The 14,305-nt window shown below is 62.8% G+C and carries 15 protein-coding genes; 5 read left to right on the top strand and 10 right to left on the bottom strand.

Annotated features, from left to right (window positions below):
* Positions 1-20 precede the first annotated feature (20 nt).
* The 5 genes from AC19YR_RS17790 to nudE all read right to left on the bottom strand — a co-directional run bounded on the left by AC19YR_RS17790 (position 21) and on the right by nudE (position 5,512).
* Positions 21-1,130: a hypothetical protein gene (locus AC19YR_RS17790; RefSeq protein WP_500599478.1), complete on the bottom strand. Its 1,110-nt coding sequence runs from the start codon at positions 1,128-1,130 to the stop codon at positions 21-23.
* A gap of 55 nt (positions 1,131-1,185) precedes the next feature.
* Positions 1,186-2,295, bottom strand: a complete 1,110-nt coding sequence (locus tag AC19YR_RS17785) for a hypothetical protein (RefSeq protein WP_500599477.1) — start codon at positions 2,293-2,295, stop codon at positions 1,186-1,188.
* Entirely contained in the window at positions 2,292-3,914 is a 1,623-nt protein-coding gene (locus AC19YR_RS17780) for a hypothetical protein (RefSeq protein WP_500599475.1), read from the bottom strand. The genes AC19YR_RS17785 and AC19YR_RS17780 overlap by 4 nt, the downstream gene beginning before the upstream one ends.
* 198 nt (positions 3,915-4,112) lie before the next feature.
* Positions 4,113-4,949: a 3'(2'),5'-bisphosphate nucleotidase CysQ gene (gene cysQ, locus AC19YR_RS17775; RefSeq protein ID WP_500599473.1), complete on the bottom strand. Its 837-nt coding sequence runs from the start codon at positions 4,947-4,949 to the stop codon at positions 4,113-4,115.
* Positions 4,946-5,512 (bottom strand): ADP compounds hydrolase NudE, encoded by a 567-nt coding sequence (gene nudE, locus AC19YR_RS17770; RefSeq protein ID WP_095108630.1) that lies wholly within the window; start codon positions 5,510-5,512, stop codon positions 4,946-4,948. Before nudE ends, cysQ begins: the two co-directional genes overlap by 4 nt.
* An 82-nt stretch (positions 5,513-5,594) precedes the next feature.
* Between nudE and yrfG the strand changes: the two genes are divergently transcribed.
* Entirely contained in the window at positions 5,595-6,257 is a 663-nt protein-coding gene (gene yrfG, locus AC19YR_RS17765; protein ID WP_095108631.1) for a GMP/IMP nucleotidase, read from the top strand.
* Positions 6,258-6,339: 82 nt separating this feature from the next.
* Here yrfG and lysM read toward each other — a convergent pair whose 3' ends face one another.
* Positions 6,340-6,789, bottom strand: coding sequence for a peptidoglycan-binding protein LysM (lysM, locus tag AC19YR_RS17760; RefSeq protein ID WP_095108632.1), 450 nt, complete (start codon positions 6,787-6,789; stop codon positions 6,340-6,342).
* A gap of 150 nt (positions 6,790-6,939) precedes the next feature.
* On the opposite strand from lysM, the gene AC19YR_RS17755 reads away from it, so the two are divergent.
* The 4 genes from AC19YR_RS17755 to AC19YR_RS17740 all read left to right on the top strand — a co-directional run bounded on the left by AC19YR_RS17755 (position 6,940) and on the right by AC19YR_RS17740 (position 11,849).
* Positions 6,940-7,827 (top strand): LysR family transcriptional regulator, encoded by an 888-nt coding sequence (locus AC19YR_RS17755; protein ID WP_095108633.1) that lies wholly within the window; start codon positions 6,940-6,942, stop codon positions 7,825-7,827.
* A 95-nt stretch (positions 7,828-7,922) separates the two neighbouring features.
* Positions 7,923-8,762 (top strand): formate dehydrogenase accessory sulfurtransferase FdhD, encoded by an 840-nt coding sequence (gene fdhD / locus AC19YR_RS17750; protein WP_095108634.1) that lies wholly within the window; start codon positions 7,923-7,925, stop codon positions 8,760-8,762.
* The gene (locus AC19YR_RS17745) at positions 8,759-11,107 is read left to right on the top strand and encodes an FdhF/YdeP family oxidoreductase (RefSeq protein WP_500599471.1); all 2,349 of its coding nucleotides are present in this window, start codon (positions 8,759-8,761) and stop codon (positions 11,105-11,107) included. Before fdhD ends, AC19YR_RS17745 begins: the two co-directional genes overlap by 4 nt.
* Before the next feature lie 253 nt (positions 11,108-11,360).
* Entirely contained in the window at positions 11,361-11,849 is a 489-nt protein-coding gene (locus AC19YR_RS17740) for a glycine zipper domain-containing protein (RefSeq protein ID WP_500599470.1), read from the top strand.
* Positions 11,850-11,981: 132 nt separating this feature from the next.
* On the opposite strand, the gene AC19YR_RS17735 is transcribed toward AC19YR_RS17740, so the two are convergent.
* From AC19YR_RS17735 to AC19YR_RS17720, 4 genes are read right to left on the bottom strand one after another with little or no spacing between them, the layout of a single operon-like run.
* Positions 11,982-12,413 carry an acyl-CoA thioesterase gene (locus tag AC19YR_RS17735; RefSeq protein WP_095108637.1) on the bottom strand — a complete coding sequence of 144 codons (432 nt, stop codon included), beginning with the start codon at positions 12,411-12,413 and terminating at the stop codon, positions 11,982-11,984.
* 55 nt (positions 12,414-12,468) lie between these two features.
* A complete protein-coding gene (locus AC19YR_RS17730) occupies positions 12,469-13,140 on the bottom strand; it encodes a GNAT family N-acetyltransferase (protein ID WP_500599468.1) in 672 nt (223 codons plus the stop codon).
* Between the two features lie 9 nt (positions 13,141-13,149).
* A complete protein-coding gene (locus tag AC19YR_RS17725; protein WP_500599467.1) occupies positions 13,150-13,596 on the bottom strand; it encodes a GNAT family N-acetyltransferase in 447 nt (148 codons plus the stop codon).
* Between the two features lie 9 nt (positions 13,597-13,605).
* Positions 13,606-14,229 carry an FMN-binding negative transcriptional regulator gene (locus AC19YR_RS17720; protein ID WP_095108640.1) on the bottom strand — a complete coding sequence of 208 codons (624 nt, stop codon included), beginning with the start codon at positions 14,227-14,229 and terminating at the stop codon, positions 13,606-13,608.
* Positions 14,230-14,305 lie beyond the last annotated feature (76 nt).

The following is a 14,305-nucleotide window of genomic DNA, read 5'->3' as shown; positions in this document are numbered from 1 at the left end:
GCCTGGCCTGCATTTAACGATCAAAGTGTTGGCCTGGACTGGTCCGGGCTCCAGAGCCAGAAGGTGTAACCGTAGTCGCCTTCCAATTTGGGAAAAATCGCCCCGTCGCGAAAATACTGCCGCGAACCTTCACGGGCGGGGCTGAACCACCAACCGGCGTGGGGGCACGGCTCGCCGCTGGCTTTGCGCGGCGGGTGCTGCGGTTCGCTACCCGGCGCGTCGGCCATGGCGTCGGGGTCGCTGTCTTCAAACTCACCTTCGAGAAGTTCGACGAAGTACCACTTGCAGGGGCGGTAAGTGAAGGAGTCGGATTGCACTTGATAACGAGCCGAAAAAATGGGGTCCGTAAAAACACCCTTATATTGGTTTTGTGCAATAAATTTCGAAAAACCGTCCTCATCGCCCCACAAGCCTGCGCGGCCCAAGGTTTTCAAGACATCCAGACCTAATTCATTGAATGTTTGACATTCTTCCAGTGTCTTCCACATCCCTTCGCCGCCTCCGGTCCAGGCAAATTGCAGGGCACCCAGAGGATCATCTTGAGACACATAGACGCCAGTACGTGGCGGAACTTCCCCGGTTTTACCTTCAATATCCATATGCACTTTGAATTTTGGCAACCGCGGAAACTGTCCTTTGATTTGCTGCCAAATTGACCAAAATGTCATATCGCTCCAGTCCCGCTCCATAACACCGTCAATCTTGTAACCGTACGAGAACACCTCATGGGCCCGTTCGCGAAACTCGTTTTCCTGTTCTGCAGTGGCCCATTGCATTGAAAACTCGCCCAGCATATGGGCGCATTGATTGGTTCCCGTGATGCCGTAGCACTGGTCGGCGCGTTTGGCCATATGCCACATGGTGCTTTGCCTGTAGGCAATCAAGGCTGGAAAACCACCGGTGCTCCAGTTGGCTGCGGTATCGCGCACGCCCCAGCGTTCGCTGACCATCAGGGGGTCGAGAATCGAACGGCGTTCTAAAAGCATCTCGGCCATAACGATCAGCTCCTCGATCTTCGGCAACAACGCATCCAAGTAACTTTGCGACGAGTAGTAATAGAGCATCGCCGCTTGGCGTTTTTGCCACAGGGACAGGTGATAAGTCGGGGTCATAGGATAAAGAGCGTTCATGTTGTGTGCCCGGACAGTGCAGGCCAGGCGGGTTCGCTTGGCCTGCATTTAACGATCAAAGTGCTGGCCTGGACTGGTCCGGGCTCCAGAGCCAGAAGGTGTAGCCGTAGTCGCCTTCCAGCTTGGGAAAAATTGCGCCATCGCGAAAATACTGCCGCGAACCTTCACGGGCGGGGCTGAACCACCAACCGGCGTGGGGGCACGGCTCGCCGCTGGCTTTGCGCGGCGGGTGCTGCGGCTCGCTACCCGGCGCGTCGGCCATGGCGTCGGGGTCGCTGTCTTCGAACTCGCCTTCGAGAAGTTCGACGAAGTACCACTTGCAGGGGCGTTCGGTGAAAGAGTGAACTTGTACTCGGGTACGAGCGTAGAAGTACGACTCTTTAAAGACGCCTTTATAGGGCGATTGCTCAATGAACCTTGCAAGTCCGTTTTCATCGCCCCACAAGCCTGCGCGTCCCAAGGTTTTCAAAGCGTCCAGGCCTATATCATTGAACGTTTTGCATTCTTCCAGCGTTTTCCACATACCTTCGCCGCCTCCGGTCCAGGCAAATTGCAGGGCACCCAGAGGATCATCCTGAGAGACATAAACACCGGTACGTGGCGGAACTTTCCCGGTTTCACCTTCAATATCCATATGTACTTTAAATTTCGGCAAACGAGGAAATTGTTCTTTGAGGTCCCGCCAAATAATCCAAAAAGTTAAATCACTCCAGTCCCGTTCCATGACACCGTCAATATTTCCTGCGTACTTAAATACGTCCTCTGCTTGATCGCGGAATACCTTTTCCTGTTCAGCCGTAGTCCATTGCATCGCATACTCTCGAAGCATGCGGGCACATTGGTTGGCGCCCGTAATGCCGTAGCATTGGTCGGCGCGCTTGGCGATATCCCACATTGTGTTTTCCCTGAACTCGATCAGGGCCGGAAACCCACCAGTGCTCCAGTTGGCTGCGGTATCGCGCACGCCCCAGCGTTCGCTGACCATCAGGGGGTCGAGAATCGAACGGCGCTCCAAAAGCATCTCAGCCATAACGATCAACTCGTCGATCTTCGGCAACAACGCGTCCAAGTAACTTTGCGACGAGTAGTAATAGAGCATCGCCGCTTGGCGTTTTTGCCAAAGCGACAGGTGATAAGTTGGGGTCATCGGATAAAGCGGATTCATTTTTTAAACTCCGTTACTTGGCCGGGCAAGTTGGGCAGACCGAGGCGCACATTGCTGAGTTGGGTATCAAAGTCGGTCATGCCCCAGGCGGTATCAAAGGGACCGCTGATGGCGGGGTGATTGATTTTTTCGCGCAGGCCTTCGTAGAACTCTTTTTCTCCTGGCGACATTTTGTTGTAGCGGTCGTAGGTCATTTCGGGGGCTGGCTCCATGCGGCCGGTCTGACGATCCACGCGGTAATAGGTCATCGTGTCGAATGCGCCTCCAATGCTTTCGCCGGTAGCATTTCGTACCTGACTGGCATCGAACTTGACCTGCTCCCAACCGCCCTCCAGATACCGATCAGGTAGGCCCTCCCGCGGCAATTTAACTTGAGATGCCGCGGGGCCTTTCCAGACCTTGAGGGTTTCCCCGGCCTTGAGTTCGTACACCACGAACTGGCCATTGACGTTCCAGTCCGGCCACACCGCCAGGTACTTGCGCCAGGCAGACTTGGGGTTGGCTGAATCCATGATTTGCTTGAACACGGCTTCCGTGACCCAGTCCTGGGCACTGGCGACACTGCCGGGGCTTATGATGCGGTAAAGGCGTAGGGGGCCTTTTAGAACAACCGCTTCCATTCCTTTTGCAAAGCTTGAAATTTGATCGTTATCAAGGCGGGGAAAGCCTAGGACGGCTCTTTTGTTGACCTCGTCTATGTAGTCTCCCGGTTTCAACGGCTTAAACTCCCTCGGCTTCCCCCGACTCAACCACCCCGGCAACGGCTTCGCATCCCGCATCAATTTCACCGCCCGCGCCTCGGGCAATCCGCCGTGAAAGTGCACATTCACCGTGTTCAGGATCGCCCGATGCTGCATCAGGTCTTCCATCTCCAACCGGCGGATCACGATGTCGAGGGCGTCGCGTATCGGTTGCAGGGCTTTGCCGATATGGGCGTTGGCTTGCAAACGCACGGCCTTGACCATGTTCAGGGTTTGCTCGGCCTTGGCGGCGGCCCCAGGGACGTATTTGACTTTGCCCAGCAAAGTGTTGAGCAGGGCAATGCCCCGGTCGAAGGCGTGCAGCAACCTCAAGACGTCTATTTGGTTGCGCACCTTTTTGATGGCGTCGGCCAGTGTCTGGAACACCTGGCCCCATTTCATGCCACGCCAGTACTTCACCACTTCCTTTTTACGCAGCAGGGTGATGACCCAGGTCATCGCCTCGTCCACGGCCTGCTCCACGGCATGGCCCCCCGAGCGGCGGATAAACAGGAAGAAGATTTTCAGCACGCCCTTGACCAGGGAACCGAGCACCGGAAACAGGCCGATCAGGGTCAGGCACAGGCCGACCCAGGCCCAGGTGTTGCTGTGGTCTTTTTGCAGTTCGCGGCAGTTGGCGACCAAGTCGCGCATGTCGCAGACCTGGTCCACCAAGGGCACCATGGAGACCGCCGCGTCGAAGGCGATTTGCCCGGTGCTGCGGTCTTGGTTGAAGTCCCCCTGGATCGCCTCCCACACCCAAAGGGCGGTATCGACACTGGCGTCGAAGAGTTTTTCCGGGGCGCCGGTGATGTACGCCAGGGCGACGCGCATGTTGTCGGCGGGGACAGTGGGTTCTGGGGTAGAGGATGGCGGCATGGCACGCACTCGCGCAGGACAAAACGCGATGCTAGCGAGGCAATTTATTGCGCGAAATCAGACCAAACGGACGCGATTGGTGGGAATCGGCCTACGACAATTCGTAACGCTGGCCGTGGTTATTGCGAACAGGCTCGTACACAAGGGGCCCCTTGGCGATGAGTACAAGGGCGAAAGCCTCCAGGGCCCCAGGCTGAGCTACTCCCCCCGTGCCAACGCCAACAACTGCTCGCGCCACCGCGCGTTGGCCGGCAGGGCCAGGAAGGAGCCGTTGAGCAGGGTGGCACGGGCCGGGTAGCAGAAGGGCGCGCCGTCGAGGTCGAGCACTTCACCGCCCGCGCCTTCGAGCACGCCTTGGGCGGCGGCGGTGTCCCATTGCGAGGTGGGCGCCAGGCGCGGATAGCAATCGGCCGCGCCTTCGGCCAGCAGGCAGAATTTCAGCGAGCTACCGATATTGGCCAGGTGCAGTTCACCCAGGCTGGCGCCCAGGCCTGCGAGCAGGCGTTCCTGCTCGGGGCTGGAGTGGCGGCGGCTGGCGACCACGGTGAACGGCTGTGCGGGCGGTGGTGTGTCGCGCACCCGGATCGGTTGCGCCTCGGCGCCCGGTTCTGCACGCCAGGCGCCTAGGCCCGTACCGCCGAAGTAGCAGCGGCCGTTGCTGGGCATCGACACCACGCCAAACACCACGCGGCCCTGTTCGATCAGGGCGATGTTGACGGTGAATTCCTCGCTGCCGCTGATGAACTCCTTGGTGCCGTCCAACGGGTCCACCAGCCACCAGCGCTGCCACGTGGCGCGCACGTTTTGGGGGATATCGGCGTCCTCTTCGGACAGTACCGGGATGCTTGGGTCCAGCGCCGTCAGGCCGGCGAGGATCAGGTGATGGGCGGCGAGGTCGGCGGCGGTTACCGGCGAGTCATCGGCCTTGGCGGTAACGGCCACATCGGCACGCCAGAACGGCAGGATCGCTTCGCCCGCCTGGTGCGCGAGCTCAATCACCGGGGCCAGCAACGGGTGGGGGAAATGTGGGCTCATGGCTGGAACACTCCGCGTTCGATCAGCAGGTCGCGGGCCAGGTACAGCGCGGCGAGGGCGCGGCCTTCGGTGAAGTCGGGGTTTTGCGCCAGGGCCGAGAGTTCGCGCAGGTTGACCCGGTCAACGCGCATCGGCTCCGGCTCGTCGCCTTCGAGGCGCTCGGGGTACAACTCGGTGGCCAGTACCACCTGGATTTTCTGGCTCATGTAGCCGGGCGACAGCGACAGCTCGGTCAGGTGCTCCAGTTGATGGGCGCCAAAACCGGCCTCTTCCTTCAACTCGCGCACCGCAGCGGCGAGGATGTCTTCGCCCGGCTCGATCAGGCCCTTGGGCAGCGACAATTCGTACTCGCCCGTGCCGCCGCAGTACTCCTCCACTAGCACCGCGTGCTCGTCGTCCACCATTGCCACGATCATCACCGCGCCATACCCGACCCCTTTGCTGACCAGCCGCTCATAGGTGCGTTCCACGCCGTTGGAGAAGCGCAACTGCAACTCTTCGACGCAAAACAGGCGGGTGGTGGCGACAACTTCGCGGGCGAGGACGGTGGGTTTCTGGCGCATGGCGGCTCCTATACATGAACGCGGTACTATACCCCGGCTTTTGTGAATGTCTGTGCCCCGTCTACCGTGCGAGAACCTCCCCATGCCCTTATTGCCCTGGCGCGACATCGATACCGTTCTGCTGGATATGGACGGCACGCTGTTGGACCTGCACTACGACAACCACTTTTGGATGGAACACCTGCCCGAGCGCTACGCCCAGCTGCATGGTGTGAGCCGGGCCATGGCCGAGTTGGAGTTGCAGCCGTTGTTCGAGCGCAACGCCGGGCAGTTGCAGTGGTATTGCCTGGATTTTTGGAGTGCGGAACTGAAACTGCCGGTGCGCGAACTGAAGCTGGAAACTGCCCACCTGATCGCCCTGCGCCCGGACGCCGACACCTTCCTGGCGGCCCTGCGCCGGGCCGGCAAGCGTGTGGTGCTGATTACCAACGCGCACCGCGACTCGCTGTCGCTGAAGCTGGAAAAGGTCGAGCTGGCGCCGTATTTCGAGCGGCTTATCAGCTCCCACGACTACGGCTTCGCCAAGGAGAGCCCGCACTTTTGGGATGCTTTGCACGCCGACATCGGTTTTGACCCGGCCCGCAGCCTGTTTATCGACGACACCTTGCCCATTCTGCGCAGTGCTCGGGACTACGGCGTGGCGCACTTGCTGGCGGTCAGCCAACCCGACAGCCGCAAAGGCCCCAAGGACACCGCCGAGTTCGCGGCGGTGGGGGATTATCGGGAATTGATCGAGGGTTTGTAGGCCGCAAGGGCCTAGCCAAAAACACTGTGGGAGCAGGCCCGCTCCCACAGGTTCAGATCTGCTTCAAGTGCAGGTTTATGCCTTACTGCGGCGGAATCCGCAGGCTCTGGCCCGGGTAGATTTTGTCCGGGTGCGAGAGCATCGGTTTGTTGGCTTCGAAGATTTTGTTGTAGAGGTTGGCGTCGCCGTAAACGGTCTTGGAGATCGCGCTCAGGGTGTCGCCTTTTTTCACCACGACAAAACGGGTGGCGGCCACGATGGGGGCGGCGCTGGTGACGGTGATCTGGTCATCGACCGTTTCCACGCCGGCAATGTTGCCCACGGCCAGCAGGACTTTCTCTTTCTCTTCCTGGGTGGCGACTTCGCCGGTGAGGGTGACGGTGCTGCCATCGACCTCAGCGTGCACGTTGGGGTTGCCCAGCCCGACCTTGCTGATGTGCTCTTTCAACTGCTCGCTGGCGTTGGCATTGCCGGGGGTCAGCAGGTCGATCAGTTTTTCGCCGGCTTCTTTCACAAAGCTGAAAAGACTCATGGTCACGCTCCTTAGGTTGAGGTCCGGGGTTGTTGCCCAGTCGCAGAAGACTAGACCAGCGGCGCGGGGCTAAGTTGCGATCCGACCAAATGCCTCGCTCACCTCCCAAGCGCGCTAGAATCCCGGGCCACTCGCGCCCAGGAAGTGAAGATGGACATCAAGCAGCTCAAATTCCTCATCGCCCTCGACGAAACCCGGCATTTCGGCCAGGCCGCAGCGCGGTGCCATATCACCCAGCCCACCCTGTCGATGCGCCTGCGCAGCCTGGAAGAAGAATTGGAGCTGCCGCTGGTCAATCGCGGCCAGCGCTTTGAAGGCTTTACCGCGCCGGGCGAGCGCGTGCTGGCCTGGGCGCGCACGGTGCTGGCGGCCTACGACGGTTTGCAGGCCGAGGCGGCGGCGTGTCGCGGCAACCTGGTGGGCACCTTGCGCCTGGGCGTGGTGCCGCTGTCGAGCTTCGACCCGCTATCGCTGATGCAGCGCCTGCACGCCGAGCACCCGAGCTTGCGTTTCGAGCTGTCGGCCTTGAGTTCGGAGCAGATCCTGGAGCAACTGGCGAGCAATCGCCTGGACCTGGGCGTGTCGTACCTCGAGCGCCTGGATACCGAGCGTTTCGATGCGCTGGCCCTGGGCGAAACCCGCATGGGCCTGCTTTACGATCAGCGGTTTTTCAGCTTCGGCGAAGCGCCGCTGAGCTGGGAAGCGCTGATCGAACTGCCCCTGGGCATGCTCACCAGCGGCATGCACTTTCGCCAATCCATCGACCACAACTTCCACAGCCGTGGCCTCAACCCGCAGCCGCTGCTGCAAACCGACGCCGTCCATCAGTTGCTGCAAGCGGTACACGGTGGCCTGTGTTGCGCAGTGATGCCGCTGGACGGCGGCCTCGAAGCGCTGACCGACCACCTGCGCCTGCAACCGATCGAACAGGCCAAGACCCTGGCGCGCCTGGGCCTGATTATGCGGCGCGGGGCGCCACGCTCGGCGTTGGCGGAAGCCTGTTTTGCGCTTTACGGGAAATCGGACGAGGCTGTTTGATCGACCGGATCTATCGGCACATCGGTAGTAGCAATTAGACGCGACACTTTGACGCGCCTAGGCTTACCGCTACTTAACCTGCCGGTACGCCCCCCATGAACGCCAAGCGCCCGGTTTGCGCGGCGCCCGCCCTGCCTGTGGCCGCGCCCGCCGCCAGCCAGCCCTACCAGTACAGCGACATTACCCAACACCACCAGGCCGGCACCGACCTGGCCGAAGAAGTGGCGCTGGCCATCGCCTACAACGGCATCAGCCAGGCCGTGATGCTGGTCACGCCCACCGACCTTGAAGACTTTATCGTCGGTTTCAGCCTCGGCAGCGGCATCGTCGAAGACGTTCACGACATCTATGACCTGCAACTGAGCGGCGACGGCTCCGCCCGCTACGCCCAGGTGCAGATCGCCAGCCGTGCCTTCTGGAACCTCAAGCAACAACGCCGGCAATTGGCCGGCACCAGCGGTTGCGGCCTGTGCGGCGTGGAAGCGGTCGAGCAGGCGCTGCCCGACCTCGCCGTGCTGCCCGGCGCACCGTTGCCACCGGCCCATTGGCTTGAAGGCTTGCGCCAACGCATCGGCCAATTCCAGCCCCTGGGCCAGCACTGCGGCGCGGTGCACGCGGCGGTGTTCATGGACGGCCAGGGCCAGTTGCTGTTGGGCCGCGAAGACATCGGCCGGCACAACGCCCTGGACAAACTTATCGGCGCCTTGGTGCGCCAGAACATTCCCATGGCCGGGGGGCTGGCGATTGTCACCAGCCGCTGCAGCCTGGAATTGATCCAAAAAGTGCTGCGCGCGGGCATCCAAACCCTCGTCAGCCTGTCGTCGCCCACAGGCCTTGCCGTGCAATGGGCGCGCCGACATCAGCTCAACCTCATCCATTTGCCGCAAAAAAGCGCACCGCGGGTGTACAGCCCCGCGCAGGAGACGCCCGCGTGAGCAATCATCACCAAGCCGATATTCCCCCCACCCCGCGCTACAAGCCCTACAAGGGTGCCGCCGGCGGCTGGGGCGCGTTGGTCAGCGTGGCGCAAGCCTGGTTGACCAGCGACAACGCTCTGAAAAACCTGCGCATGATGCTCAAGACCAACCAGAACGGCGGTTTCGACTGCCCCGGTTGTGCCTGGGGCGACTCGCCGGAAAGCGGCGTGGTCAAGTTCTGCGAAAACGGCGCCAAAGCCGTCAACTGGGAAGCCACCAAGCGTCGGGTCGATGCCGCGTTCTTCGCCAAACACAGCGTCAGCGCCTTGCTGGAGCAGAGCGACTATTGGCTTGAATACCAGGGCCGCCTCACCGAGCCGATGCGCTACGACGCCGCCACCGACCGCTACGTGCCCATCACCTGGGACGCGGCGTTCGCCCTGATCGGCAAGCACCTGCTCAACCTCGACAGCCCCAACCAGGCCGAGTTCTACACCTCGGGCCGGGCCAGTAACGAGGCGGCGTACCTCTACCAGTTGTTCGTGCGTGCCTTTGGCACCAACAACTTCCCGGACTGCTCCAACATGTGCCACGAGGCCAGCGGCGTGGCCCTGGCGCAGAGTGTCGGGGTGGGCAAGGGCACGGTGACCTTCGATGACTTCGAGCACGCCGACGCAATTTTCGTCCTGGGGCAAAACCCCGGCACCAACCACCCGCGCATGCTCGAACCGCTGCGCGAAGCGGTGAAGCGCGGCGCCCAGGTGGTGTGCGTCAACCCGCTCAAGGAGCGCGGCCTGGAACGCTTCCAGCACCCGCAGCACCCCATCGAGATGCTGACCAACGGCGACAAGCCCACCAACACCGCCTACTTTCGCCCGGCGTTGGGCGGCGACATGGCGCTGCTGCGCGGCATGGCCAAGTTCCTCCTGCAATGGGAGCGCGAGGCGCAGTTGGCCAACGCCCCGGCGGTGCTCGACCACGACTTTCTCAACGCCCACACCGCCGGCGTGCTGGAGTACCTGGCGGTGGTCGATGCCACGTCCTGGGAGGCGATTGTCGAGCAGTCCGGCCTGAGCCTGGCGGACATCGAGCAAGCGGCGCGCATGTACGCCAAAGGCAAGAACGTGATTATGTGCTGGGCCATGGGCATCACCCAGCACCGCCATTCGGTGCCGACCATCCAGGAAATCGCCAACCTCATGCTTGTGCGCGGCAACCTCGGCCGCCCGGGCGCGGGCCTGTGCCCGGTGCGCGGCCACAGCAACGTGCAGGGCGACCGCACCATGGGCATCAACGAGCGCCCGCCGGCGTTCTTTCTCGATGCCCTGGAGCGGCGCTTTGAGTTCAAGGTGCCGCGCCAACACGGCCACAACGTGGTCGAAGCCATCCACGCCATGCTCGATGGGCGCGCCAAGGTGTTTATCGGCCTGGGCGGCAACTTCGCCCAAGCCACGCCGGACAGCCCGCGCACCTTCCAGGCCCTGGGCAATTGCGATTTGACGGTGCAGATCAGTACCAAGCTCAACCGCAGCCACCTGGCCCACGGCAAGGAGGCGCTGATTTTGCCGTGCCTGGGCCGTACCGATATCGACGTGCAGGCCCAAGGCCCGCAAGCGGTGACGGTGGAAGACTCGTTCAGCATGGTTCACGCCTCCAACGGCCAGTTGCAGCCGCTTTCAGCGCAGATGCGCTCGGAACCGGCGATCGTCGCCGGCATCGCCGCCGCCACGCTGGGCGCCCACCCGGTGGACTGGAATTGGTTGGTGGCCGACTACGGGCGCATCCGCGACCTGATCGCCGACACCATCCCAGGCTTCAAGGACTTCAACGAGCGGGTGCGCAACCCCGGTGGCTTCTACCTGGGCAATTCGGCCGGCGCGCGGCGCTGGAACACCCCGTCGGGGCGCGCCAACTTCCGCGCCAACGCCTTGCCGCTCGACTTGGTGGACGAACGTACCCGCGCCACAGGGGTGCTGCCGGACCTCATCATGCAGTCGATGCGCTCCCACGATCAGTACAACACCACCATTTATGGCCTGGACGACCGCTATCGCGGGGTCAAGGGCCAGCGCAAAGTGCTGTTCGTCAACGAAGCCGACATCATCCGCCTAGGCTTCAAGCCGGGGCAGAAGGCCGACATCGTGTCGATCTGGAACGATGGCCGCGAACGCCGGGTCAAGGGTTTTACCCTGCTGGCCTTCGACATCCCCGCCGGGCAGGCCGCTGCGTATTACCCGGAAGTGAACCCGTTGGTGCCCCTGGAAAGCACCGGCGACGGCAGCCACACCCCCACCTCGAAATTCGTCGCCATCCGTTTGGAAGCGGCGAGCGAGACGGGGTTGATAATGGCCAGGTCGGCTTAGGCGAGGGGAGGCGGCGGGTGATGGCGCTCTCAGGATCGCCATCGCGGGCGAGCCCGCTCCCACAAAAAAGGCCGCTTCCTGTAGGAAAGCGGCCTGTCGCAAGCAGTAAAAGACCGACTGAAAAGTATTAAGTTCCATAGTTAAAACAATAACTTAGTGAATTGTGTACAAGTCGTGCTACTCGTCGGATTTCGATTGTAAGCCCCCCGCCACAGCCTCAGGATCGCGCCGTCATTCCCTTGAGGTTTCCCTGATGAAGTTCTCCTCGATTCTCTTGTTGTCCCTTAGCCTGGCCAGTGGCGTCGCCGCTGCCGGTGGCACCACCGAAGCAGGCGTGGGCGGCGCATTGGGCGGGGTTTTAGGCTCGGTGGTCGGTCAGTCTTTGGGCGGCAACACCGGTTCGACCATCGGCGCGGCGCTGGGTGGCGCGGGCGGTAGTGCGGTGGGTGCGGACAAACGCAGCCGCGGCGAAGCGGCCATTGGCGGCGCCCTGGGCGCGGCCGGCGGCAACGTGGTCGGGCGCAGCGTAGGTGGCAGCACCGGCAGCCTGATCGGCGCAGCCGCTGGCGGCGGCGCGGGCGGTGCGTTGGGCAACTACATGGGCAACAAAAGCGATGACGACGACCGCCGCCACAGCAGCAGCCGTGGCCGTGATGACCGCCGTTACTACCGCGACGACCACCCCGGCCGCGGCCACGCCTATGGCCATCGCAAGCACAAGAAGCACTATCGTCATCGTTGAGGGCATAACTGCCTGCCACGCCCTTGTGGGAGCGAGCCTTGCTCGCGATGGCGGTATTTCATGACGGCCTGGTAGGCCGCCATCGCGAGCAGGCTCGCTCCCACCGGGGGGCGCCATGCCCCTCCTTAACAATCACCCCACCAACCGCTCCATCGCTTCGCGCAGGCGCGCCGGGATGGGCACCGGTTGGTTGCTGGCGCGGTCGACGAACACGTGGACAAAGCGCCCCGCCGCGCAGGCGTCGGTTTCGCCGGCCTTGAACACGGCCAATTCGTATTGCACTGAGCTGTTGCCCAACTTGCCCACCCGCAGGCCAACCTCGATGGGCTCGGGGAAGGCGATGGAGGCAAAGTAGTCGCAGGCCGAACTCACCACAAAGCCCACCACCTCACCGTCATGGATATCCAGCCCGCCCACTTCGATCAGGTAGGTGTTCACGGCCGTGTCGAAAAAGCTGTAGTAGGTGACGTTGTTCACATGGCCATAGGCATCGTTGTCGTGCCAGCGCGTGGTGATGGGCTGGAAGTGGCGGTAGTCGGCGCGTTGCGGCATGGAGTCGGGCATGGGCGTCTCGGCGAGGGAAGGTGGCCCAGCACATTCGCCGATTGCCCCGCGCAACTCAAGCGCGGCACTGCACCAGGGTCTGGCGTTGCCCGCCGTCGACCTGGTTGGCGTCCGCCAGCCAGCGCTCAAACCCGGCCCTTACCGTTGGCCATTCGCCGTCGATGATCGAGTACCACGCGGTGTCGCGGTTTTGCCCCTTGACCACCATGTGTTGGCGGAACACCCCCTCGAAGGTGAAGCCCAGGCGTTCGGCAGCCTGTTTGGAGCGGGCGTTGGCGTTGTTGCACTTCCATTCCAGGCGCCGGTAGCCCAGGGCGAAGGCCTCGCGGGCCAGCAGGTAGACCGCCTCGGTGCTCTTGGGCGAGCGCTGCATCGGCGCGCCGAAGGCGACGTGACCGATCTCGATGCGGCCCTGGGCCGGGACGATGGACATCAGGCTCAACAGGCCCTGCGCCTGACCACTGGCGCGCTCGACCACGGCGAAGCTGTACGGGTCGCTGCCCGCCGCGTGGTTGGCCAGCCAGGCATCGAACGCCGCGCGCTCGGCAAACGGGCCGTAAGGCAGGTAGTCCCACAGTTTCGGGTCGGCGCCGGGGCCTTGCAGGGCGCGCCACAGGTCATCGCCATGGCGCGCGGGGTCGAGTTTTTCCAGGCGGATAAAACGCCCATCCAACAGTTGGGCCGAGGGCGGCGGGGCGCCCTTGAAGTCAGCGGGTGAAGTGCTCATGCAACTCTCCTAGAGGGCGTGGCGGAACTGGATAAAGCCTGGGCGCTCGGCCATGCGTTCGTACAGCGCGATGGCGGTGGCGTTGCTCTCGTGGGTCAGCCAGTGAACCTTGGCGCAGCCTGCCGCGGCCGCCGTGGCGTAGACATGCTCGATCATCTGGCGGCCCACGCCGGTGCCGCGGGCGGCGGCGCTGACGAACAGGTCTTGCAGGTAGCACGAGTTGCCGATGCTCCAGTTGGAGCGATGGTAGATGAAGTGCACCAGCGCCAGTGCCTGCCCGTCGTGCCAGGCGAGGGCGGCGTGGGTCGGCTCGGCGGGGTCGAGCATACGCTGCCAGGTGCTGTGCATGACGGCCTCTTCGAGTTCGGTGTTGTAGAACTGCAAATAGGCCTGCCACAGGGGTAGCCACGCGGCGTGGTCGGCGGCGGTGACGGGGCGGATCTCAATGGGATGCATGTTGGCTCCTTAACGCATCAGGTGGGCGAGGCTGTGGTCACGTACATCGGTGCTGGCGCCTAGGCCTTCACGCACGCCGGCGATGTCGGCCGCGCTGCGCTGTTGGCCAAGCTTGCGCAGGCCCTTGAGGCGCTGGATGGGCAGGGCGAAACCGACGATGGCCTTGAGCATGCCATCGATGTACTCGGGCGGCGCGTCGCTTACCGCCCAGGGCTGGGCGCGGCCGCGTTCGTGGTGGTCGGTGAGGCGGCTGACCAGCGCCAGCAAACCGTGGCGGTCGCTGAACAGCTTGGCCTGGCCATGGGCGTGCACGGCGGTGAAGTTCCAGGTGGGCACCACTTTGCCGTGCTCGGCCTTGCTCGGGTAGAACGAGGGGCTGATGTAGGCGTCGGCACCGGGGAAGACCACCAGCACCGGATTGCCAGCGGCTAGGTCGCGGCTTTGCGGGTTGGCCTTGGCCAGGTGCCCGTGCAGCGTGCCGTGCTCGCCTTGGCTGGGCTCGAACAGCAGCGGCACATGGCTGGCGTGCAGGCCTTGCTCGCCGTGGGTGATGACGATCGCCAGGCGTGTGTCGTGGATGTGCTGGTGCAGGTGCGGCAGGTCGAACTCGGCGGCGTCGGGAGGCGTGGTCATGGAGAAACTCCTTGGCGAATGCCTGCATCCTAGGCAGGCTAATGGTCCGTTGTAAGAGCCACTTAGGCGCCATTTC

The organism is Pseudomonas sp. MF08817 (assembly GCF_059862705.1).
Note: the sequence above shows the minus strand (reverse complement) of the source record. Positions and strands in the feature narration are given on the sequence as shown.

Excerpts from the sequence above, each read along its gene's own strand:
- cysQ (WP_500599473.1), bottom strand. The coding sequence starts at position 4,949 with ATGAGCCCACATTTCCCCCACCCGTTGCTGGCCCCGGTGATTGAGCTC.
- AC19YR_RS17725 (WP_500599467.1), bottom strand. The coding sequence starts at position 13,596 with ATGCATCCCATTGAGATCCGCCCCGTCACCGCCGCCGACCACGCCGCG.
- nudE (WP_095108630.1), bottom strand. The coding sequence starts at position 5,512 with ATGCGCCAGAAACCCACCGTCCTCGCCCGCGAAGTTGTCGCCACCACC.
- yrfG (WP_095108631.1), top strand. The coding sequence starts at position 5,595 with ATGCCCTTATTGCCCTGGCGCGACATCGATACCGTTCTGCTGGATATG.
- AC19YR_RS17755 (WP_095108633.1), top strand. The coding sequence starts at position 6,940 with ATGGACATCAAGCAGCTCAAATTCCTCATCGCCCTCGACGAAACCCGG.
- AC19YR_RS17730 (WP_500599468.1), bottom strand. The coding sequence starts at position 13,140 with ATGAGCACTTCACCCGCTGACTTCAAGGGCGCCCCGCCGCCCTCGGCC.
- AC19YR_RS17735 (WP_095108637.1), bottom strand. The coding sequence starts at position 12,413 with ATGCCCGACTCCATGCCGCAACGCGCCGACTACCGCCACTTCCAGCCC.
- AC19YR_RS17720 (WP_095108640.1), bottom strand. The coding sequence starts at position 14,229 with ATGACCACGCCTCCCGACGCCGCCGAGTTCGACCTGCCGCACCTGCAC.
- AC19YR_RS17790 (WP_500599478.1), bottom strand. The coding sequence starts at position 1,130 with ATGAACGCTCTTTATCCTATGACCCCGACTTATCACCTGTCCCTGTGG.
- lysM (WP_095108632.1), bottom strand. The coding sequence starts at position 6,789 with ATGAGTCTTTTCAGCTTTGTGAAAGAAGCCGGCGAAAAACTGATCGAC.
- AC19YR_RS17785 (WP_500599477.1), bottom strand. The coding sequence starts at position 2,295 with ATGAATCCGCTTTATCCGATGACCCCAACTTATCACCTGTCGCTTTGG.
- fdhD (WP_095108634.1), top strand. The coding sequence starts at position 7,923 with ATGAACGCCAAGCGCCCGGTTTGCGCGGCGCCCGCCCTGCCTGTGGCC.
- AC19YR_RS17780 (WP_500599475.1), bottom strand. The coding sequence starts at position 3,914 with ATGCCGCCATCCTCTACCCCAGAACCCACTGTCCCCGCCGACAACATG.
- AC19YR_RS17740 (WP_500599470.1), top strand. The coding sequence starts at position 11,361 with ATGAAGTTCTCCTCGATTCTCTTGTTGTCCCTTAGCCTGGCCAGTGGC.